Consider the following 22227-nt stretch of genomic DNA (forward strand, 5'->3'; position numbering starts at 1 on the left):
TTCTTTAGTCCGGTTACGGACAGTTCTTTCTGTTTTCCGGATACGGAAAGATGTTTACGCAGGATATTAAATGCTCCTACTGCATCCGCATTATATCTTACTCCATCCGCTATATACATGCCCCGCTCTTTTCTGTTTGATGCTTCTGCATATCTTTTTGATATTTCTGGTGAAAACGGGCTGCACTGGCTGGTATAGCTTTCTTCCTGTTTTGTCAGTGATATTCCATACAGTTTTAGTTTATATTCCAACATGATATAAAGTTTATTATACGGCAGTCCGTGAAACTTCTGGTTTGTCTTGTGCCCTATATCTTTTCCTTTACGGATATTTCGGATATCTCCTATGATTACACAGCTTATCCTTTCTTTTTTACAGTATTCTGCAAGCCATCTGGTCACCTTATGAAGGTAATCCTTTACTGCGTTCTGTTTTTTCCGATAAAGCCTCTTGATGTGTTTCGATGATCGGGGATATTTTATGCCATTTTCCACCTGCTGTGCATACCATATTGATTGAACCCTGCTGATTTCTTTGTGAAAGTATCTTTCCAGCGAAAGATATTTTCTTCCCAGAATAAAACTCCTTCCATTTCCGGAATCATAACAGGTCATCAGATTATGAATTCCAAGATCCATTGATAAATAATGGCCATTCAGGGAAAGCGGTTCCGGCTCTTTGACCTCATAGATAACGATAAGGTCACATTTTCCATCTTCCGGTGGATAGATCCGCAGCTGTTTTATGTGATCCATGTTCCTGAAAATCTTATTTTCAAGATATAGAAATTTTTCATGAATCCCGTAAGTTCCTTCCATATAGCTTTTCAGATCCTTTGACAGAGACAGCCGTAATTGGCCGGAACCCTTCTCGTGCCGGATTCCCATCTGCATGTAAGTGATCGGTATATTGTCCTGTTTAAATCGCGGAGGATTTGGCGCTTTGATCCCGCCGGTCTTTTTAAGGGCATAAAATGATTTCCAGGCTTTATCCAGCTGCTTGCAGGTCTCCTGCGCCGTCTGGGACGGAAGCTGTCTATACCACAACTCTCCTTTATGCGCTTTCTTCTGATAATACCAGTCAGGATACTTCTCCAACCCCAATTCTTTATATCGACGGCGTTCATAGTTGCAGACATTCCAGAGTTTGGAAGCAACATAACACATATGCCCTATAATATTAGAATATTCCGGCCGGATATTGACCGATGTTCTGTGCGACAGCAGCATTCCCCTTCCCCCCTTCAGACAGCCATGCATATGAATATTTACAATTCACATTGAATTAATACGACTTGCTCTGATGTTCAATATAACAGCGAATATTTTCCTCAGATACGGATCCGATCGTTTCCACATAATAGGAATGGTTCCACAGTTCTCCCTTCCACAACTGGTTTCTTATTTCCGGAAAACGTTCGAATAATTTCCTGCCTGTGATCCCCTTCAGATACTTGATAATGGCTGTTATTGACAGTTTTGGTGGAGCTGATACAAAACAGTGAACATGATCTCCTTCACCACATTCAAATAAATGAACGGTAAAACCTTTATCGTCAGCTATCTGCTGCACGAGTTCCTGCAGGTATTTCTCAACTTCTGGGGTTAATATCTTCCGTCTGTATTTCACCGACCAAACCATATGGTAGTTAATATTACACACGCAAGTTCTATAATGTATCAGATTTCATTTCATACATATAGTATATCATATTGAAGTGTAATACGCAATTATTATTCGAACATATTTTCGCTTTTATTGTATGCCGGTTACGGCATTACTATCAAAGGATGAGAATTATTATACTATTTGCATTGTGCAGATATGCACACTCCTGCGCTTTCATCTCGGTAATTGAATTGCCGAGGATTCCCGCTTATTGTCCTAAAAATATTGATACCTCCTTCTCTTCGCCACCAAAAAGATAACTGACACCGTCACGGACATACACTCCGCCACGATAATTGCACCCCAGATTCCGTTCAAGCCCAGGAGCAGCGGCAGAATGATAACCGATGCACTTTCAAACACAAGAGTACGCAAAAATGCTATCAGCGCCGAGGTCAGTCCATCTCCCAGCGCCGTAAAAAAGGCGGAACTGAAAATGGAGAAACCGCAGAATAAGAACGAAACCGCATAAATGGAATACGCATGTACCGTCATGTCCAGAAGCCCGGCATCATATCCTACGAAAATAGCTGCCAACGGTGCCGCCATCACCTCGGACAGCAGCAGCATGCTCAGAGACGCCGCCGCGATCAGAAGCACACTGCGCTTTAGCAGGTTATTTAACTCCTTTTTATTTCCTGCGCCGTAGTGATAGCTGATAACTGGAGCTACGCCGGTCGCATAACCGATGAAAATCGCAAGGAAAATAAAATCCACATACATGATGGTTCCGTAAGCTGCGACTCCGTTTTCTCCCGCGTAGCGCATCAGCTGCGCGTTATACAGCATGCCGACAATGGACATGGAAATACTGCTCATCAATTCCGATACACCGTTGGTGCAGGCACGTCTGAGCGCTCCTCCATCCCACTTTGGTCTGCGAAGGCGCAGGCTGCTGCTGTTCTTCCGCAGGAAATAAACCAGCGGTATCGTTCCGCCTATGATCTGTCCCATCGCAGTCGCCATCGCCGCTCCGGCAATTCCCCAATGGAACACTCCCATGAACAGAACATCTCCCGTCATATTGAGCACACCCGAAATGATCGTTACAATCAGCCCCAGCTTCGGCTTCTCCGCCGTCACGGAAAGGCTGCCAAACGCATACTGCAACATTAAAAACGGAAGCGCCACCAGAATGATCCGTCCATACCGGATGCAGTCCGCCAGCATCTCTCCCTTCGCGCCAAGAAAGGCAGCGATCTGCGGTAAAAACAGAATACTGATAACCGCAATTACCAGACCAGAAACAAAGGTCGCAGCGATCAGAAGGGAAAAAATCTCCTGCGCCTTCTCACGCCTGCCCTCGCCCATAATCCGGGCGATCAGGGCACTTCCACCCGTGCCGAACATAAATCCCATGGCACCTACGACCATCAGAAACGGCATAATGAAATTGACCGCCGCAAACGGCGTTTTTCCTACAAAATTCGATACAAAATATCCATCTACCACTCCGTAAATGGAGGTAAAAATCATCATTAAAATAGATGGAATTGTAAACCGGATCAATCTCCCAAAACCGAAATGATCCGATAACTGAATCCTCTGTTCCATAACATTCTCCTGTCAAATTTTTAAGTAATTCTGCCATTATATCATAATTCTTCACATCACGGAACATCACCTGCACCTCTTCTCCCTTGAGCCAAATAAATATTATTCCTACGGTTGATTTTTTCGGAATTATTCTATATAATGAAAATAAATTTACAATTTAACGCGTTAAACCTCAACGCATTAAATTCAAAAAAGCACGACTTTCACATTAGGGAGGAACTATGTTATGAGCGAAGACAAAAAATTAAACATGCCTCAGTCGCTTCTGCTTCTGCTCCTGATCATCGGAGCGGTTGCAGTCTGCATCCGGCTGAAAACGGGCGGACCGATGATTGGACTATTTATGAGCTGGATCATCATCTATCTGTTTTGTAAGGTATTACGCATAAATTATGAGCATGTTGTAAACGGCGCTTACGACGCGATCCGGGTTGTCGTTCCTACCCTGTGCCTGCTCATGGCAATCGGCGTCATGATCGGTACCTGGCTGCAAAGCGGCACGATTGCAACCATCATTGTCGGCGGTTTAAAACTGATCAACCCGACCTGGCTGCTGCCTCTGACCCTGATTTTCTGTGCCGTATTAAGCCTTGTGACCGGAACCTCCTACGGTTCCGTCGGCAGTGCCGGTGTTGCCATGATGGCAATCGGCAACGCGATGGGCATCCATCCTGGCATGGTGGCAGGTGCTGTCATCTGCGGCGCGATGTTCGGTGACAAATTAAGCCCGCTTTCCGACACAACCAACCTGGCTCCAGCGGTTGCTGGCTCTAAATTAAACGACCACGTGCGTTCCATGCTCTGGACCACGCTTCCGACCTTTGTCATCAGCCTGGTTCTCTTTGTAATTCTTGGCATCAGCCAGACTTCAGGGAACTATGAAACTGGAAATCTTCTGACATACATCGATGCCCTGCAAGGTGAGTTTAAACTTGGCTTCATCACTCTGCTGCCAGCCATCGCAATCATTATTCTGCTTTTATGCAAAGTAAACTCGGTTGTCTCCCTTGGTCTTTCCGCCATCTGCGCCGGAGCTGTCTCTTTCTTCTATCAGGGCGCAACTCTGCAGAGTATCATCCGTGTTGCTTACAACGGATACAGTACCAGCATTGAGGAAGGTATTTTACAGACCATCTTAAACCGCGGCGGTATGAGCAGCATGCTTCAGTATGTGGCAATCATCTGCTTTGCAGTTGGTATGGGCGGTATGCTGGATCGCCTCGGCGTTCTCGGCAATCTCTTAAACGCCATCGTAAATCACATCAACAGCGATGGCAGCCTGATTGCAGCAAGCCTTTTAGTCGGCTATGTAACCAGCTTAATCAGCTGTTCCCAGCCGATGTCCCACGTCCTGACTGGAAATATGATGAAACCGCTGTTCAAATCCAGAAAAATCGCACCAGAAATCCTTTCTCGTACCCTTGAGGACGCAGGTACTTTATCCGGTCCGATGATTCCGTGGCACGGTTACTGTGTATACATGTCTGGAACCCTCGGCGTTGCCTGGTCAGTATTCTTCCCATACCTGTTCTTACTGTACTTAACACCTTTGTTCAGTATTTTCTATGGATTTACGGGAATCTCCATCCGGCATACAGACGGCGCTCAAAATTAAACCTTTCTCTTGATGAAAACAAAAGGATCGAAACATATATTCAGCCTTTGACACAGTGTTTACCTGTGCAAAGCTGAACACATCTAATTTGCCCGAACTTTTTTCATGATTTCGCGCAAAATATATTACATATGAATTTAGGAGATGAATATTTATGATGGAAACAAAGCTTGTACTTCTCGGAACCGGTACCCCGAACGCCTGCCCGAATGCCAGCGGTCCTTCTTCTGCAGTTGTCGTAGGCGACCGCGCTTATCTTGTAGATTTTGGTCCTGGCGTTGTCCGTCAGGCGGCGAAAGCATACCAACAGGGAATTGATGCCCTGCGCCCGGACCGGCTGATGATCGCATTCTGCACACATCTGCACACCGACCACACGGCCGGCTATCCGGATCTCATTTTTACCCCGTGGGTACTGGAACGCCCGAAGCCGCTGAAAGTATTCGGTCCAAAAGGCATCCAGAACATGACCGAACATATTTTAAAAGCATATGAGACGGACATCGACTTCCGTATCCACGGCTTTGAAAAAGCCAACGAAAATGGCTACAAAGTCGAAACTACCGATATCCAGCCTGGTATCATTTATCAGGATGACCGCGTGACGGTTGAGGCATTTCCAGTCAGCCACGGTACGCTTGAAAGCTACGGATTTAAGTTTACAACACCGGATAAGGTGATCGTGATCAGCGGTGACACGGCTCCGCTTGAGATCGTGGCGCAGAAAGCGGAAGGCTGCGATATTCTCCTCCATGAGGTCGAGTACACCGCCGGACTCTCCGCCAGAGAGCCAAAATGGCAGAAATACCACCAGGAAGTTCACACTCTCAGCGTTGATCTGGCAAAGATTGCCGCCAAAGCGCACCCGCGGCTTCTGGTTACCTACCACCGTATCTATCACATGGAAATCCAGGACAACACCCGCGATGTCGAGGCTGAGATGGCGCGCAGAAACACCGCCATTTTGCAGGAAATCCGTGATGCCGGATATGAAGGTGCCGTTGTAAATGGACAGGATTTAGATGTATTCTAAGAAAAATTTAAGGGGATGCGCATTAAGTCAGTCGCTGCCACCCCTGTTCTCAGATCTTCAAGCCTTATATATAAAAAGCAGATATTCTCACACAATGGAGAATATCTGCCATCCAGTCTGACTCATTCTACGGTACGGAAAACATAGACCTGAAGTTTCAAGCGTGCCAATTTGTGAGGATGTATTAGAACAATACTTCTCCGATAATCTCCACCGCATCGCTGATGCAGTCCGGACAGGCACGCAGCACCTTTCCCGTTTCCACACCCTTCAAATCCCTACAGACCACGCTCTGGTTCTTCTCAAGGAAACGCGCGATGCACTCTCTGGCATCCTTATAAGAAACCGCCTTCGAATTCGCCAGCTCCAGATCCCCGGTACTATCCTTCAGCCCCGCCAGCACAGCCGCCGCCGAAATGGCCCCACAGGTACCATTCATGCCGCCCATGCCAAGACCAAGCCCCTCCGTCACCTTAAACAGCGCCACCTTGTCCAAATCCACCTTATCCGCAAACGCACACGCCACCGACTGGGCACAATTATACCCCATTCCATGAAACTGAGCCGCCTGCTGCTGACGCGCTGAAATCTCTTCTTTCGTCATACTGATACCTCCTAAAATTTTCTTAATCTGCTAAATTTTTTATATTATACTATTTATGCCAATTATAACATACATTTCCACTTTTTAAACACCCCAAAAAGCATACAACATACAGCGCCAGAAGCCAAATGCCCTCCGTTGCATTTGCAGGAGTCTTGGTAACTCTTGGCTCGCAGAGATTTGTGTTAGAGTTCAAAATACACCTGTCTGAGCGAAGCGAGTTTGTATTTTGGACTCTGCTTTTAACAAATCTATGCAAGCCTAGTGTTACCGGCTCCGAAACCGCAACGGAGGGCATTTGGCTTCTGGCGCGTCACCTTGCCATTTTTATGCATTTCTATTTCATCAGCGTAACCATAACCGCCTTCTGGGCATGCAACCGGTTTTCCGCCTCTTCAAAGATCTCAGACGCATGTTCTTCAAAGATCTTCTCGGTAATCTCCTGTCCACGGTAAGCCGGCAGACAGTGCATTACCATCGCCCCCGGTTTTGCCGCAGCCATCAGTTCATCATTGATCTGATATCCCTGGAATGCCTGCTGGCGGATCTTCTTCTCTTCTTCCTGACCCATGGAAGTCCATGTATCTGTGATGACAACGTCTGCATTTTCCACTGCCTTGATCGGATCATTTACCAGTGTAAATGCGTCATTGCCAGCTGCGAAATCCAGCACTTCTTTCGCCGGACGGTAATTATCCGGAGTTGCGATAGATACCTGCATATCCGATTTCAGACCGCCTACGATCAGGGAGTTCGCCATGTTGTTGCCGTCGCCGATGTAACACATCTTGAGCCCTTTCAGTACGCCGTATTTCTCACGGATCGTCATCAGGTCAGCCAGTACCTGGCACGGATGGCAGAAATCAGTCAGACCGTTGATGATCGGGATAGAACCGTATTTTGCCAGATCCTCCACTTCTTTCTGCTCGTAGGTACGGATCATGATGCCGTCCAAATAACGGGAGAGTACGCGTGCGGTATCCTGTACCGGCTCACCGCGTCCGATCTGTAAGTCGCGGGAGGAAAGGAACAGTGCCTGTCCGCCGAGCTGGAACATACCGGTCTCAAACGAAACTCTGGTACGGGTGGATGACTTTTGGAAAATCAGACCGATGGATTTGCCCTCCAGAAGACGATGTGAAATGTGATGTTTCCGCTCATATTTTAACTGATCTGCCAGATCCAGAATCGAGGTAATCTCCTCCGGTGTGCAGTCCAACAGCTTTAATAAATGCTTCATGTCTAAAATACCTCCCTCATAGCAGCGATTGCCTCGTCCATCTCCTCTTTCGTGATAACAAGCGGCGGAAGCAGACGGATCGCCTCTGTACCGGCTGTCAGGACCAGGACGCCTTTCTCCATCAGCTGACTGACCATCGCAGCTCTCTCGTCTTTGTCCACTACGATGCCTAACATCAGTCCCATGCCGCGAACAGTTTTTACCTTCGGAGAACCGATCGCTAAAATCTCCTTTTTCAGGTACTCGCCCTTTTCCTGAACCGATTTCAGGAATTCCGGCTTATTTACGATATCTAATACGGTATTGGCAGCCGCACAGCAGAGCGGATTGCCGCCGAAGGTTGTACCGTGCGTACCGGCGCCCAGTACATCCTGGCATTTCTTATCCGCCATGACAGCACCGATCGGAACACCGCCGCCGAGTCCCTTGGCCATACTGATGATGTTCGGCTGAACGCCGTACTGCTCATAGCAGAACAGGCTTCCGGTACGTCCGATGCCCGTCTGAACCTCGTCAATCAGAAGCAGGATGTCCTTCTCCTTGCAGAACTCGGCAGTTGCCTGTACAAATTCCTTATCAAGCGGAAGGACACCGCCCTCGCCCTGAATCATCTCCATCATGACAGCGCAGGTCGTATTATCAATCTTGCGCTTCATGTCTTCGATATCATTGGCTGCCGCATAATCAAATCCTTCCGTGAATGGGAAGAAATACTGATGAAACTTGTCCTGTCCGGTTGCCTTTAATGTCGTCACGGTACGTCCGTGGAAGGACTGTTTCAGCGTGATAATCTTATTTCTTCCCTCGCCGTATTTGTCAAAGGAATACTTTCTTGCCAGCTTGATCATGCCCTCGTTGGCTTCCGCACCGGAGTTTGCAAAAAAGATTTTTCCCATTCCGGCTGCATCGACCAACTTCTTTGCTACCTGCACCATCGGCTCGGTGTAATACAGGTTGCAGGCATGCATCAGCTTATGTGCCTGCTCCGATACCGCAGTCGTCAGCGCCTCGTTGTCATGGCCAAGACTGTTGACACCGATGCCGGAGGTCAGATCAATGTATTTCTTTCCCTCCGTATCCCACAGCGTCGCGCCTTTTCCGTGATCCAGCGCAATCGGAAAGCGGCCGTATGTATGCATGATATATGTTTCTTCGCCCTGCTTGATTTCTTCAAATGTCATAAAAAACCTCCTAACGCCCACATCTGCCCGCAAAGCTTCCAGCATCCGTCCTGCATTTCAGCTAAAACAGCCCGGATTCGTGCAGAATCTAGTTCATCTGCTGTTTACGAGAACATGGTTCCTACACCGTCATTGCTCAAAAGCTCGACCAGAATCGAGTGCGGCACACGACCATCCTGGATATTGGCACGTTCTACGCCCTGGCGCACTGCCTCAACGCAGCAATCTACCTTCGGAATCATGCCGCCGGAGATCACGCCCTCTTTGATGAGTGCCGGAACCTCGGAAACTTTCAGTCTCGGAATCAATGTCGAATCGTCTTTCGGATCGCGCATCAGACCGCATACATCCGTCAGAAGAATCAGTTTTTTCGCTTTCAGTGCCACCGCCAGCTTCTCCGCTGCCGTATCTGCATTGATGTTATAGTTCGTCTCCTCGTCCATGCCTGCTGCCACGGAGGAAACAACCGGGATAAAGCCCTCATTTAAAACATCGAGAACGACTTTCTCATTGACTTCTTTAATATCTCCCACATAGCCGTATTCCGTTCCATCCGGATCGACTAACTGGATCGCCTTGAAGAGTCCGCCGTCCATGCCGCCCAGACCAACGGCATGTCCGCCTGCTTTCTCAAACAGGGAAACAAGGTTTTTGTTAACCTTGCCGCAGAGAATCATCTGGACAATATCCATCGTCTCGCGGTCTGTGTAGCGCAGACCTTTGACAAATTTAGACTCTTTTCCGGTTTTTTTGAGCATCTCCGAAATCTCCGGACCGCCGCCGTGTACCAGCACGACCTTGATTCCTACCAGATTTAAAAGGACGATATCCTCGATCACCGCCTGCTTTAAATCTTCATTAATCATGGCGTTTCCGCCGTATTTTACAACGATAATTTTACCTGCATATTCCTGAATATAAGGCAGTGCCTCTACCAGGACTTCTGCGCTCATTTTTGATCCTGTTTTCATCACGTCCGATAATCTCCATTAATCTTCACATAATCATAGGTCAAATCGCATCCCCAGCAGGTAGCGCTTCCGCTGCCTTCCTGAAGCGTTACATTGATCTCCACTTCATCCTGGCTTAAGATTTTCTTTGCCAAATCTTCATCAAAATCAAGTCCTCTGCCGTCCTCACAGACCGCAATGCTGCCCTCTTTGGAAGCAAACTCGACTAACACTTTCTCCGTGTTAAACTCAGCTCCGGAATAGCCCATCGCGCAGAGAACGCGTCCCCAGTTCGCATCGGAACCGAACATTGCTGCTTTGGTCAGGGAAGAACCGGCGATGGATTTTGCCAGTACCTCGGCTGTCTCCTCGTCCTTCGCTCCCTTCACGGTACAGGTCATCAGCTTGCTTGCGCCCTCGCCGTCTGCCGCAATCTTACGAGCCAGATCCTGCATAACCGTCTGCAATGCCTCGCGGAATGCCTCGTATGCCGGATCTTCTGCAGTAATCTCCGCATTGCCAGCCATACCATTTGCCAGAACGGTACACATATCGTTGGTGGAAGTATCGCCGTCAACAGTCACACGGTTGAAGGTACGTTTTACATTGAATAACAGCGCCTTGCGGATCATCTCGCTGCTGACTGCACAATCGGTTGTGATGAAGCACAGCATCGTTCCCATATTCGGGTGAATCATGCCGGAACCTTTGCAGATACCGCCGATGTGGCAGGTTGTTCCATCTACATCAAATTCAACAGCGATCGTCTTCACTTTTGTATCGGTCGTCATGATCGCTTCTGCAGCTACCAGGGAGTTGTCATATTTCATCTCCATCTCGCCTGCATGAGCCTCGATCGCCTCAACCGGAAGCGTCTGACCGATGACGCCGGTCGATGCTACGATTACATTTTCCTCCGAAACGCCCAGCGCTCGCGCGCCTGCCTTTGCCTGTCTTCTTGCATTCTCCATGCCAAACGGAGCGCACGCATTCGCATTACCGGAATTGACAATAACCGCCTGTGCCTTTCCGTCGGCCAGATGTTCCTTTGTCAGTAAAATCGGCGATGCCTTGACGCGGTTGGTCGTATAAACCGCCGATGCGTTGCAGACACAGTCCGAAAGGATCATCGCCAGATCCTTTTTTGTATGAGATTTGCGGATTCCGCAGCGCATCGCACCCGCTTTAAATCCTTTTGCAGCACAAACGCCGCCTTCGATTATCTTCATATGACATTCCTCCTGTCATTTTTAATGTACTCTCGGAATCTTTCTGTGCTTGATTTTGTGAGATGTTTTTTTGTCAGTTGTGCCCAAATTTCTGAGGCGTACGCGGTGCGTACGTTGATGAAATTCGGGTGCGGCTGGCGGAAAATCAGCCACAAAAGCAAGTGCAGAAAGACTCCGAGAGTACATTTTTATATAACTTCGTCTCTATAGTCCCCCGCAGCTATTTTATGATTTTATCTCTCAACCCCTCTATAGTGCCAGTCCAGTTGTCTCCTCAAATCCGAGCATCAGGTTCATGTTCTGAACGGCTGCGCCTGAAGCACCCTTTCCAAGATTATCAAAGAGCGCCGTCACCATGGTCTGTTCCCCGTGACCATTGACAATCAGCTCCAGACTGTCTCGGCCTGCCATATCTGCCGCCGCGATCATACCGTCATATCCAAACGGATGTACCTTAATGAGCTTCTGTCCGTCATACCAGCCAGCCAGCTTCTCGTAGATATCTTCCGCGGTCGGCTTCCCCGGAAGCAGGCGGTTCTGAAGCTGAATCGTGACTGCCATTCCTTTATAGTAGTCATCCACGATCGGACTGAATACCGGCGGGAAGTCCAGTCCGCAGATTTTCTGCATTTCCGGCAGATGTTTATGTTTCAGAGTCAGGCCATAGATACGGGGTGCAAAATAACTCTGCGGCTTCTCTGGGGATTCATACTCGGCAATCATCTTTTTGCCGCCGCCCGAATAGCCAGTCAGCGAAAATACCGTCATCGGATAATCCTTCGGAATCACGCCCTGTGCAACCAGCGGATACGTTGAAGTGATAAATCCGGTCGCATGACAGCCTGGATTCGCTACGCGGTTCGATTTCTGAATTGCCTCGCGATGTGCATTCGAAAGCTCTGCCATACCATACGTCCATCCGGCTGCCGTCCGGTGTGCGGTAGAGGCATCGATGATACGTGCCTTGGAACCTTCTGCCAGCGCAACCGCATCGATCGCCGCCATATCCGGCAGACACAAGAATACAATATCTGCTGCGTGAATCAGTTTCCGCCGTTCTTCACTGTCTTTCCGCTTTTCTTCATCAATCAGAAGCAGTTCGATATCCTCTCTCCCGGCCAGACGATCATAAATCTGCAGTCCGGTTGTTCCTTCTTTTCCGTCTATATAAATCTTCGGTTTCGCCATTGTTCGTCCCCCGTTTCCTATCCGTCTTTCTTATGTCACATTTCCAACGCCCGTCATTGCTTACGCAGCCATCACCATCCGCATCCGGCGCTGACCAGAATGCACTAAACCGTTTCGTGCTCGCTCACAAACTTCTCAATCACCAAAATCTGACGGGTTACTTCCTCCGGAGCCGGTCCACCAATCACCTTACGTCCACGTACACAGGTCTTTAAGTCTATCGCTTCATATACGTCATTCTCAAAGGCATCCGAATGCGTCTTGTACTCTTCCAGAGTCAAATCGGCTAAGGACTTGTCCTCACGTACACACTGGGCTACCAGCTGTCCGACGGTCTTGTATGCGTCACGGAACGGCATTCCCTTCTTGGTCAGGTAATCTGCACAGTCCGTTGCGTTGATGAAGCCTTTCAGAGCCGCTTTCTTCATATTGTCTTTCAGGATCTGCATCGTGGAGAACATCGGTGTCAGCACACGCAGACACTGTTTTACGGTGTCAATCGCATCAAAGACAGCCTCTTTGTCTTCCTGCATATCTTTGTTGTATGCCAGCGGAATGCCCTTTAACATTGTAAGAAGAGTAAATAAATCGCCGTAGACACGCCCTGTCTTGCCGCGGACCAGCTCGCATACATCCGGGTTTTTCTTCTGCGGCATAATGGAAGAACCGGTGGAGAATGCATCATCCAGCTCTACAAACTTGAACTCCCAGGAGCACCAGGAAATAATTTCCTCAGAGAAACGGGACAGATGCATCATCAGGATGGATAAAGCGGCTGTCAGCTCCACGCAGTAATCGCGGTCAGAAACACCATCCAGGGAGTTGTTGGTCACTCTGGCAAATCCAAGCTGCTGGCGTACAAAATCACGGTCGATCGGATAAGTCGTGGAAGCCAGCGCGCCGGATCCGAGCGGCATATCATCCATGCCCTCTAAGCAGTTTTCCAGACGAATTACATCACGGCGCATCATATTGGCATATGCCATCATATAATGTCCAAATGTAACCGGCTGTGCACGCTGCAGATGTGTATAACCCGGCATAACGGTCTCCAGATTATTTTTCGCGCTCTCACAGAGTGCTTCCATGAAATCGATGATTTCTTTCTTGATTGCCACGATCTCTTTCTTCACGTAAAGACGCATATCCAGTGCAACCTGATCATTTCTGGATCTCGCCGTGTGAAGACGTTTTCCGGCATCGCCGATGCGCTCGGTCAGAATCTGCTCTACATTCATATGAATATCCTCATAATCCTGTGAGAAATGAATCTTACCTGCCTCAATATCCGCTAAGATACCTTTCAGTCCTTCGATAATCTTGTCTGATTCTTCCTTCGCAATGATGCCCTGCTTGCCCAGCATAGCCGCATGGGCCATGGAGCCTGTGATATCTTCCTTATAAAGACGACAGTCAAAGGAAATCGATGAGTTAAAATCATTTACCTCCAGATCTGTCTCTTTTCCGAATCGTCCTGCCCATAACTTTGCCATAAGTGTAAACTCCTTTTTATTCTCTGATTTAGAACCAATGCGACCATTGGAACCGGCAGATACCGGAAAACCAATGGTCACCATCGGCTGCGGGCTTGTCGCCTGCAGATTATTTATTATTTTCCTAAATTATTCTACGCTCGGAAAATGCTCGCCGGTCTTTGCTGCCAGAACTTCGTCGTTCAGGGCGCGAACCTTGATCGGAAGTCCGAACAGGTTGATGAATCCAGCGGAATCTGCCTGGTTGTAGCAGTCATCCTCATCAAATGTAGCCATGCCTGCAGAATACAGGGTGTATGGAGATGTAACAGATGCCGGAATGATGTTGCCCTTGTAAAGTTTCAGTTTTACATCACCGGTTACGGTCTCCTGTGTGGAATCAACAAACGCGCTCATTGCTTTGCGCAGCGGTGTGTACCACTGACCATTGTATACTAACTCAGCGAACTTGAGAGCCAGCTGCTGTTTGTAGTGCTGTGTCTCTTTGTCCAGAGTGATTTCTTCCAGTTTCTCATGAGCCTTGTAAAGGATAGCTCCGCCAGGAGTCTCATATACACCACGGCTCTTCATGCCAACCAGACGGTTCTCTACAATATCCAGAAGTCCGCAGCCGTTCTCACCGCCTACCTTGTTCAGAACCTCGATTACCTTCTCTGCATCCATCTCCTCGCCGTTTACACTGGTCGGAACACCTTTCTCGAAGTGGATGGTTACATAAGCAGCTTTATCCGGTGCATTCTCCGGAGATACGCCTAACTCAAGGAATCCAGGTTTGTTGATCGGAGCCTCGTTTGCCGGATCCTCCAGATCCAGACCCTCATGGGACAGATGCCACAGGTTCTTATCCTTGGAGTAGTTGGTCTCTTTCGTAATCTTTAACGGAATGTTGTGAGCCTCTGCGTACTCGATCTCTTTTTCACGGGAATTCAGTTCCCAGAAACGCCACGGAGCGATAACATCCATCTGCGGAGCAAATGCCTTGATAGCCAGTTCGAAACGAACCTGATCGTTTCCTTTACCGGTACAGCCGTGGCAGATAGCGTCTGCGCCCTCTTTCTTCGCAATTTCAACGATTCTCTTAGCGATAATCGGACGAGCGAAGGAAGTACCTAACAGGTAATGCTCATAAGTAGCGCCAGCCTTCATGGTCGGGATGATGTACTCATCTACGAACTCTTTCTTCAGATCCTCGATGTACAGCTTGGAAGCACCTGTCTTTAATGCCTTCTCTTCCAGACCATCCAGCTCCGCACCCTGACCTACGTCAGCGGAAACTGCGATAACCTCACAGCCATAGTTTTCTTTCAGCCACGGGATTAAAACCGATGTGTCCAGACCGCCTGAATATGCAAGAACAATTTTATTATATTTCTTAGCCATTTTTCATTTCCTCCAATCATTTGCCTGCGTGATGCTTTTTTCTTTGTCCGTCCAGTCAACTAAGACCGGCAGATTTATATGCCTCACGTGAAATTACCCAGATTATACCTCCTTGATCCTAATTATGCAATACTTTTTTTGCATTTTTATGAATAATTTTTGTATAAAAACGTGTTTTATGCATTTTTCATGTGTTTTATGCATAAAAATAACATTTACGAACTTCATTTATATGCTATGCTACATGATAGGTATAAGTATTATAAATAAGTGGTACTGTGTGTGTACAGTAACATGGTACTGCCCTTCCTGCATTCTAAAATATGCATCTTGATTTAAAATGTCAAAATTGCTATTATAATGTAAGAATAAAATGAAAGCATTCGAAAGGATAAAAACCATGACGATCAATGAAAAAGCACTCGAACTTCATGAAAAATGGAACGGCAAGCTCGATACCGTCTCCAAAGTACAGGTAAAAACCAGAGAGGATCTGGCTCTGGCATACACACCGGGCGTTGCAGAACCATGTAAGGTAATTGCAAAAGATCCGGAAGCTGCATACCGCTACACCATCAAGTCCAACACTGTAGCCGTTGTCTCCGACGGAAGCGCCGTTCTGGGACTTGGCAATATCGGACCGTTAGCAGCTATGCCGGTTATGGAAGGAAAAGCCGTTCTGTTTAAAGAGTTCGGCGGCATCAATGCATTCCCGATCTGCCTCGACACACAGGACACCGAGGAGATCATCGAGACAGTTGTCCGCATTGCTCCGGCATTCGGCGGTATCAACCTGGAGGACATCTCCGCACCGCGCTGCTTTGAGATCGAGGAACGTTTAAAGAAACTGTTAAACATTCCGGTCTTCCACGATGATCAGCACGGAACCGCCATCGTCGTACTGGCAGGTATCATCAACGCCCTGAAAGTAACCGGCAAGAAGAAGGAAGACTGCCGCGTCGTTGTCAACGGCGCCGGAAGCGCAGGCGTTGCCATCACCAAACTGCTCTCAAACTACGGATTCCCGCATATTACCATGTGTGATAAGACCGGTATGCTCTGCAAGGGCATGGAAGGGCTTAACTGGATGCAGGAAAAGATGGTCGAAGTTACCAACTTAGAGCACAAGACGGGCACACTTGCCGATGCATTAAAAGGCGCTGACATCTTCGTAGGCGTGTCTGCTCCGGGCATCGTTTCCCAGGAGATGGTTGCTTCCATGAATAAGGATTCCATTCTCTTCGCAATGGCAAACCCGGTACCGGAGATCATGCCGGATCTGGCAAAAGCTGCTGGTGCAAGAGTCGTAGGAACCGGACGTTCCGATTTCCCGAACCAGGTCAACAACGTTCTCATCTTCCCAGGCATCTTCCGCGGCGCTCTGGAAGGACGCGCAACCGCTATCACCGAAGAAATGAAACTGGCTGCTGCCAACGCAATTGCTGCTCTGGTTGATGACAGCGAATTGAGCGACGAGAACATTCTTCCGGCAGCATTTGATCCGCGTGTAGCTGACGCTGTTTCCAAGGCTGTGAAGGAACACATTAAGAAATAAACGTAACAATTCAAGCGATTCTCGCATTTACCGTAAGAACCGCACAAAATTTGCACCGTTACGAAATAATAATAAAGGAGTTTTTCCATGCTGGCTGAACCGATGACACTTTACAAACTGATGAATCTCTATATGCTGCACCAGGTCAATTTTCCGCTGACCAACGCGCAGCTCTCCAATTTTTTCCTGGATCGTGAGTACACCACGTATTTCACACTCCAGCAGGCTTTGAACGAGCTTCTGGATGCAGGTCTGGTAAAAAAGGAGACGATGCGGAACAGCTCCCGCTATGAGATCACTAAGGAGGGCGAGGAAACGCTGGAATTTTTCGGCAAAAACATCTCTCCTGCCATCGTCAGCGACATGGATGAATACCTGAAACAGAACCGCTTCCGCATGCGAAACGAGGTAGGACTGATCTCCGATTTCTATAAATCGACCAATCAGGACTACATCGTTCACTGCGAGGTGCGGGAAGGAAAAGCCGTTCTTGTCAATCTCGATATCTCCGTTCCGGATAAGGAGCAGGCGGAAATCATGTGCAATCACTGGAAGGATCGAAGCCAAGAGATTTATGCTTATGTGATGAAATCTTTGATGAGTGAGCATGGGGTGGAGAAAAAATAAAGACGATAAAAAATCGCATACGAGACGAAAAAGAGAGTCCTCCGCGTGATTGCAAAATCACACGGAGAACTCTCTTTTTCTGTTTAGTTTCAAGCAAAAAACAAGGTCTGCGTCTGACATTTTATGCCTTTTTGCAAACCTTGTCTTTTCTTTCCATTTATATTACTTTTTCTAGATCTATAACAACACCATAAAAAGCTCTATTACTCTACCGTAACACTCTTCGCCAGGTTTCTAGGCTTATCTACATCCAGTCCCTTCGATACACTTACATAATATCCCAGCAGCTGCAGCGGCACAACCGCTAAGCTCGGTGTGAAGTGCTCGTCAGTCTTCGGTATATAGACTGCGAAATCGACGGTGTCTTCAATATTGTAGTTGCCTGCAGTTGTGAGTCCCATGAGGTAGGCGCCGCGGCATTTTACTTCTACCATGTTGCTGATCATCTTCTCATACAGGGCTTCCTGGGTCAGGATGCTGACTACGAGGATACCATCCTCAATCAGGCTGATGGTTCCGTGTTTTAATTCTCCGGCTGCATACGCTTCGGAATGGATGTAGCTGATCTCTTTTAATTTCAGGCTGCCTTCCATGCTGACTGCGTAGTCGATGCCGCGGCCGATGAAGAACACGTCTTTTGCATTGGCATATTTCGCTGCGAACCACTGGATGCGTTCTTTGTCATCTTCGAGCAGCTTCGCGATCTGATCCGGCAGTTCCTGCAGGGCTGCAAGGAGTTCTTCATATTTTTCTTCTGTGATCGTACCGCGCACATGGGCAAACTGCACGCCCAGAAGATATCCGGCAACCAGCTGTGTGCTATATGCCTTGGTGGTCGCCACCGCAATCTCCGGACCTGCCAATGTGTAGAAAATATGATCTGCCTCACGCGCAATCGTGGAACCTACTACATTGACAATCGCCATCGTAGGAACGCCCTGGCTCTTTGCCAGACGCAGGGCTGCCAGGCTGTCGGCTGTCTCGCCCGACTGGCTGATGATGATAACCAGACTGTTCTCTTCCAGAATCGGGTTCCGGTAACGGAACTCGGAAGCCAGCTCGACGCGGACCGGAATACGCGCCAGATCTTCGATCACATACTGCGCTGCCACGCCTGCATGGTAAGCAGAACCACACGCTACGATATAAATACGCTTTAACGAACGAATGACATCATCGGAAAGTCCCGCCTCGGTCAGGTCAATATGACCATCGCGAATGACTGAATTTAATGTATCCCGAACCGCACGCGGCTGTTCATGGATCTCCTTAATCATGAAATGCTCATAACCTCCCTTTTCAGCAGCTTCTGCATCCCACTCAATCGTCACAAGTTCTTTCTGAATCTCTTCCTGATCAATATTATAGAAAGTAACCTCTCCCTTATGTAAGCGTCCCAATTCCTGATTGCCGATATAGTATACCTTGCGGGTATATGGAAGCAGGGGCGGAACATCCGACGCGATAAAGGATTCACCCTCGCCTACTCCGATGATCATCGGGTTATCCTGACGGGCTACAAAGATCTCCTCCGGATAATCCTTAAACATAACCGCCAGTGCATACGTGCCACGGATACGCATCATCGCACGCGCCATCGCATCGAGCGGTCCCTCGTTGTATTTCTTATAATAATGATCGATCAGCTTTACAGCCACCTCTGTATCAGTATCTGAATAAAACGTATATCCATTTTTAATCAGTTTTTCGCGAATTTCCTGATAGTTTTCGATAATACCATTGTGAACCGCTACCACGCTGCGGTCATCCGTGCAGTGCGGATGTGCATTGTTCTCAGACGGCTCCCCGTGTGTCGCCCAGCGGGTATGACCGATACCGCAGTTGCCCCGCATTGCGCGTCCATTGTCTGTTTTCTCTGCCAGCGCGCGCAGACGTCCCTTCGCCTTTACAACCTCCGGTACACCTTCTCCGTCTCTGACTGCCAGACCTGCTGAATCGTATCCACGATATTCAAGCTTCTCCAGACCCGCTAATAAGATCGGAGCCGCCTGCTGGTCTCCTGTATATCCTACGATACCACACATATAATTATTCCTCCTTTTTTCAACCAAGCGAGCCGCTGCCATCATATCGCCTCAGACACTCCCGCCTTCGTATCTCTATCTCAAGAATATGATAAATCTATTGATTCTTCAAAATAGAATCTTCTATAAAATATGTCGTTTATCCCTAAATAGCGCCTGACCGGCACCTTCGATATAGACTTTCTTCTCAGTCATGTACATATTCTGTCTCATTATACCAAAAAAGAATCTTCTTGTCAGCATTTGCTGTAATATTTTCGTCAGTCATCATATAGACACATCTCATTTTAAAACCCTCCGCCATAAGCAGTCACATATTTCTTCTGCATATCTGCCTGTAAAATAACGATTGTCCACGACAACTATTTTTTATACAGGAGGTTTCATCATGAAAAACGAAACAATGTACTTTAACGATCTTCTTTCCATCTGGCTGGAAAAGCAGAAACAGGCGCGAGCCCTGTCTACCTATGTGAAATACCGGCATCTGGCAGACCGTTATATCTCCCCTTATTTTAGATCCATCCAGCTTTCAGATGTCGATCTGCCTATGCTTCAGACATTCCGCAATTCCCTTTTATCCCCGGATTCCCTGCATCCGCTTGGGAACGGAACTATCCGCTGTATTCTTCTGCTCGTCAACTCCATTCTGCGTCTTTCCTATGAAACCGGGCAGACAAACGGCATTCTCTATCTCCCGCCCCGTCTTCCAAAAAAGCGCCCTGAAGTACCTGTTTTTACCCTTCAGGAACAGGAACAGCTCGAACACTATCTAACTGCCCGTACAGGAGTCTCCGAAGCCGTCATCTATCTGGGACTCTATACAGGCTGCGAGTTGGAGAACTCTGCGCCCTGCGTTGGGAAAATATTCATTTTTCCGATCGCTATCTCCATGTCCGACACACGGTGCAGCGCCTGACGCGCCTTGACACAACCCATAAATCAGAACTCATTTTATCCGCTCCCAAAAGCATCTCCTCCAACCGTTTGGTTCCCCTGCCCGCTTTCCTTCTGTCGATCCTACAGCCCTATTCTCATCCGGAACACCCGGATTATTTTCTGCTGTCACAATCTGCCAGCTCCCCGATGGATCCGCGAACCTTCCAGAATCACTACCAGCGCATTCTATCACAAGCCGGACTGCGCTATCTGAATTTTCATGCAATCCGGCACACGTTTGCCACCCGCTGTATCACAAATGGCATGGATCCCAAAACGCTCAGCGAAATTCTGGGACACTCCGATTTGAAAGTCACGCTTGAATACTATTTTCATTCCTCTCTGGAATTCAAGAAAGAACAGATCGACCGCCTTACTGCACTTTCTCCGGCCGTCCATACTTCTCTTCCAGATATGCCACATAATATGACGGATTAAAATCTTCCCCCGTCATATCGCGCAGGATCTGACGGCTGTCCTTCAATTTGCCATACTGGTGAATATTTTTCCGCAGATATTCACGGATTTCTCCCAGGTTTCCTGCCTCCAGTAGTTTTTCTACCGGCAATTCCTTCTTCATCTGGTGATAAATCTGCGCGCCAAAGGCATTTCCTAATGCATAGGACGGAAAATAGCCGATCGATCCCTGTGACCAGTGAATATCCTGCAGTACGCCCTCCCGATCCGTGGACGGGCGTACTCCCAGGTATTCTTCATACTTATCATTCCAGATCTGCGGCAGCTTCTCCACCTCCAGATCCTCCTCAATCAGCATTTTCTCAATTTCATAGCGCACCAGCACATGCAGCGGATAAGAAAGCTCATCCGCTTCCGTCCGGATCAGCCCCGGAACGGTTCTATTAACCGCCGCCAGAAAATCCTCCAGACTCGTCTCCGTCAGCGGGCTTCCAAACATCTGCGCCACTTTTCCATAAATCGGTTTCCAGAATGCATGGCTGCGCCCCACGATATTTTCAAAGAAACGGGACTGGCATTCATGCATTCCCATCGAAGTTCCCTGCCCCACCAGCGTCTGTGTCAGGTCATCCCGGATGCCAAATTCATAGATAGCATGTCCCGTCTCATGCAGCACGGAAAAAATCGAAGAATCAATCCGTTTCTGATAATGCGTCGTGATCCGTACATCATGATTGTGCAGATTCGTCGTAAACGGATGGGCGCTGAGTGCCAGTACTCCCCGGTCAAAATCAAAGCCCTCATACTCTGCTAGGAAACGCGCCGCCTCTGCCTGCGCCGCCTCCGGATAATCTGCGGATAAAAAGGCGTCCGGAACCGTCTTCGAGCGCTCTGCCGATTCTTTCAAAAGCGGCACGATTTTCCCTTTCATCAGCTCAAAAAATGGATCTAACATCTCCATATTAAAACCTTTTTCGTAGGTATCCAGCATCACATCGTAAAGCTTCTGTCCCGGCTTTGCCCGGTACGCCGCAAATTTCTTCTGATAGGAAATAATCTCCTTCAAAACAGGGGCAAATGAAGCAAAATCATTTTTCTCTCGCGCACGCGTCCAGATTCCCGTCGCACGCGCCGTAAGTTCTGCATACGCACGGTATTCCTCCGGCGGAATGCAGGAAAGCCGCTCCTGCTCCTCGGCTGCTTCCCGGAGAATTGCCGACTGCACCTCATCAAATACGCCCGCATTCTCTTTTTCTGCCTTCTGGCAGGCATCCAGCAGCTCCTTAAAACGCATTGACGCCAGAATCTCCTGATACTGCTCCGAAAGTGAACCTATCACCCGCGCGGTATGCTCTGCTGCACCCTTCGGCGCCAGCGTCTCATCATCCCACTCAAACAAAACCATCGACGTCTGAAGCGCCATCGCCCGCTCCAAAAGAGACTGCAGCTCCTCAAACTGTTTTTTTACATTCTGATTCTTTTGTTCTGTCTGTGCCATTTTCCTGC

18 protein-coding genes are annotated in these 22227 nt (G+C 48.2%); 5 read left to right on the plus strand and 13 right to left on the minus strand.

The annotated features are described in order from the left end of the window. The 3 genes from DWX91_RS02650 to DWX91_RS02660 form a co-directional block, all read right to left on the minus strand. Window positions 1–1229, minus strand: a 1229-nt coding sequence (locus DWX91_RS02650; RefSeq protein WP_243098956.1) for a transposase, incomplete at its 3' end; no start/stop codon positions are given. Window positions 1230–1284: 55 nt separating this feature from the next. Then, window positions 1285–1683: an IS200/IS605 family transposase gene (gene tnpA, locus DWX91_RS02655; protein ID WP_270807777.1), complete on the minus strand. Its 399-nt coding sequence runs from the start codon at window positions 1681–1683 to the stop codon at window positions 1285–1287. A 201-nt stretch (window positions 1684–1884) separates the two neighbouring features. Beyond that, a complete protein-coding gene (locus DWX91_RS02660) occupies window positions 1885–3222 on the minus strand; it encodes an MATE family efflux transporter (protein ID WP_118468077.1) in 1338 nt (445 codons plus the stop codon). A 229-nt stretch (window positions 3223–3451) separates the two neighbouring features. Here DWX91_RS02660 and nhaC point away from each other — a divergent pair, with 229 nt between their 5' ends. Further along, a complete protein-coding gene (nhaC, locus tag DWX91_RS02665; protein WP_118472013.1) occupies window positions 3452–4840 on the plus strand; it encodes a Na+/H+ antiporter NhaC in 1389 nt (462 codons plus the stop codon). 154 nt (window positions 4841–4994) lie between these two features. Further along, window positions 4995–5873 carry an MBL fold metallo-hydrolase gene (locus DWX91_RS02670; protein WP_022358555.1) on the plus strand — a complete coding sequence of 293 codons (879 nt, stop codon included), beginning with the start codon at window positions 4995–4997 and terminating at the stop codon, window positions 5871–5873. Window positions 5874–6057: 184 nt separating this feature from the next. On the opposite strand, the gene DWX91_RS02675 is transcribed toward DWX91_RS02670, so the two are convergent. The 8 genes from DWX91_RS02675 to DWX91_RS02710 all read right to left on the minus strand — a co-directional run bounded on the left by DWX91_RS02675 (window position 6058) and on the right by DWX91_RS02710 (window position 15138). After that, window positions 6058–6477, minus strand: coding sequence for a C-GCAxxG-C-C family protein (locus DWX91_RS02675; RefSeq protein ID WP_118472014.1), 420 nt, complete (start codon window positions 6475–6477; stop codon window positions 6058–6060). Window positions 6478–6814: 337 nt separating this feature from the next. Beyond that, window positions 6815–7717, minus strand: a complete 903-nt coding sequence (argF, locus tag DWX91_RS02680; RefSeq protein WP_022358782.1) for an ornithine carbamoyltransferase — start codon at window positions 7715–7717, stop codon at window positions 6815–6817. Between the two features lie 2 nt (window positions 7718–7719). Next, the gene (locus tag DWX91_RS02685) at window positions 7720–8898 is read right to left on the minus strand and encodes an aspartate aminotransferase family protein (RefSeq protein ID WP_118472015.1); all 1179 of its coding nucleotides are present in this window, start codon (window positions 8896–8898) and stop codon (window positions 7720–7722) included. Window positions 8899–9002: 104 nt separating this feature from the next. After that, window positions 9003–9869 carry an acetylglutamate kinase gene (argB, locus tag DWX91_RS02690; RefSeq protein ID WP_118472016.1) on the minus strand — a complete coding sequence of 289 codons (867 nt, stop codon included), beginning with the start codon at window positions 9867–9869 and terminating at the stop codon, window positions 9003–9005. After that, the gene (gene argJ / locus DWX91_RS02695; protein WP_107000104.1) at window positions 9869–11077 is read right to left on the minus strand and encodes a bifunctional ornithine acetyltransferase/N-acetylglutamate synthase; all 1209 of its coding nucleotides are present in this window, start codon (window positions 11075–11077) and stop codon (window positions 9869–9871) included. Before argJ ends, argB begins: the two co-directional genes overlap by 1 nt. 249 nt (window positions 11078–11326) lie before the next feature. Then, entirely contained in the window at window positions 11327–12265 is a 939-nt protein-coding gene (argC, locus tag DWX91_RS02700; RefSeq protein WP_118472017.1) for an N-acetyl-gamma-glutamyl-phosphate reductase, read from the minus strand. A 104-nt stretch (window positions 12266–12369) separates the two neighbouring features. Beyond that, window positions 12370–13758, minus strand: a complete 1389-nt coding sequence (gene argH / locus DWX91_RS02705; RefSeq protein ID WP_107000435.1) for an argininosuccinate lyase — start codon at window positions 13756–13758, stop codon at window positions 12370–12372. A 129-nt stretch (window positions 13759–13887) separates the two neighbouring features. After that, a complete protein-coding gene (locus tag DWX91_RS02710) occupies window positions 13888–15138 on the minus strand; it encodes an argininosuccinate synthase (protein ID WP_117796458.1) in 1251 nt (416 codons plus the stop codon). Window positions 15139–15538: 400 nt separating this feature from the next. On the opposite strand from DWX91_RS02710, the gene DWX91_RS02715 reads away from it, so the two are divergent. After that, entirely contained in the window at window positions 15539–16693 is a 1155-nt protein-coding gene (locus DWX91_RS02715) for an NADP-dependent malic enzyme (protein WP_118472018.1), read from the plus strand. Between the two features lie 87 nt (window positions 16694–16780). Continuing rightward, on the plus strand, window positions 16781–17320 hold the full coding sequence (locus DWX91_RS02720; RefSeq protein WP_107000108.1) for a DUF4364 family protein: 540 nt from the start codon (window positions 16781–16783) through the stop codon (window positions 17318–17320). 203 nt (window positions 17321–17523) lie between these two features. On the opposite strand, the gene glmS is transcribed toward DWX91_RS02720, so the two are convergent. Continuing rightward, window positions 17524–19365, minus strand: coding sequence for a glutamine--fructose-6-phosphate transaminase (isomerizing) (gene glmS, locus DWX91_RS02725; protein WP_118472019.1), 1842 nt, complete (start codon window positions 19363–19365; stop codon window positions 17524–17526). A 388-nt stretch (window positions 19366–19753) separates the two neighbouring features. Here glmS and DWX91_RS17090 point away from each other — a divergent pair, with 388 nt between their 5' ends. Continuing rightward, entirely contained in the window at window positions 19754–20284 is a 531-nt protein-coding gene (locus DWX91_RS17090) for an N-terminal phage integrase SAM-like domain-containing protein (RefSeq protein WP_118538240.1), read from the plus strand. Between the two features lie 393 nt (window positions 20285–20677). Here DWX91_RS17090 and DWX91_RS02740 read toward each other — a convergent pair whose 3' ends face one another. Continuing rightward, complete coding sequence (locus tag DWX91_RS02740) at window positions 20678–22219, minus strand: carboxypeptidase M32 (protein ID WP_118472021.1); 1542 nt, start codon at window positions 22217–22219, stop codon at window positions 20678–20680. Between the last annotated feature and the right edge of the window lie 8 nt (window positions 22220–22227).

This window comes from Clostridium sp. AF22-10, from assembly GCF_003478725.1.
Classification (GTDB): Bacteria; Bacillota; Clostridia; order Lachnospirales; family Lachnospiraceae; genus Otoolea; species Otoolea fessa.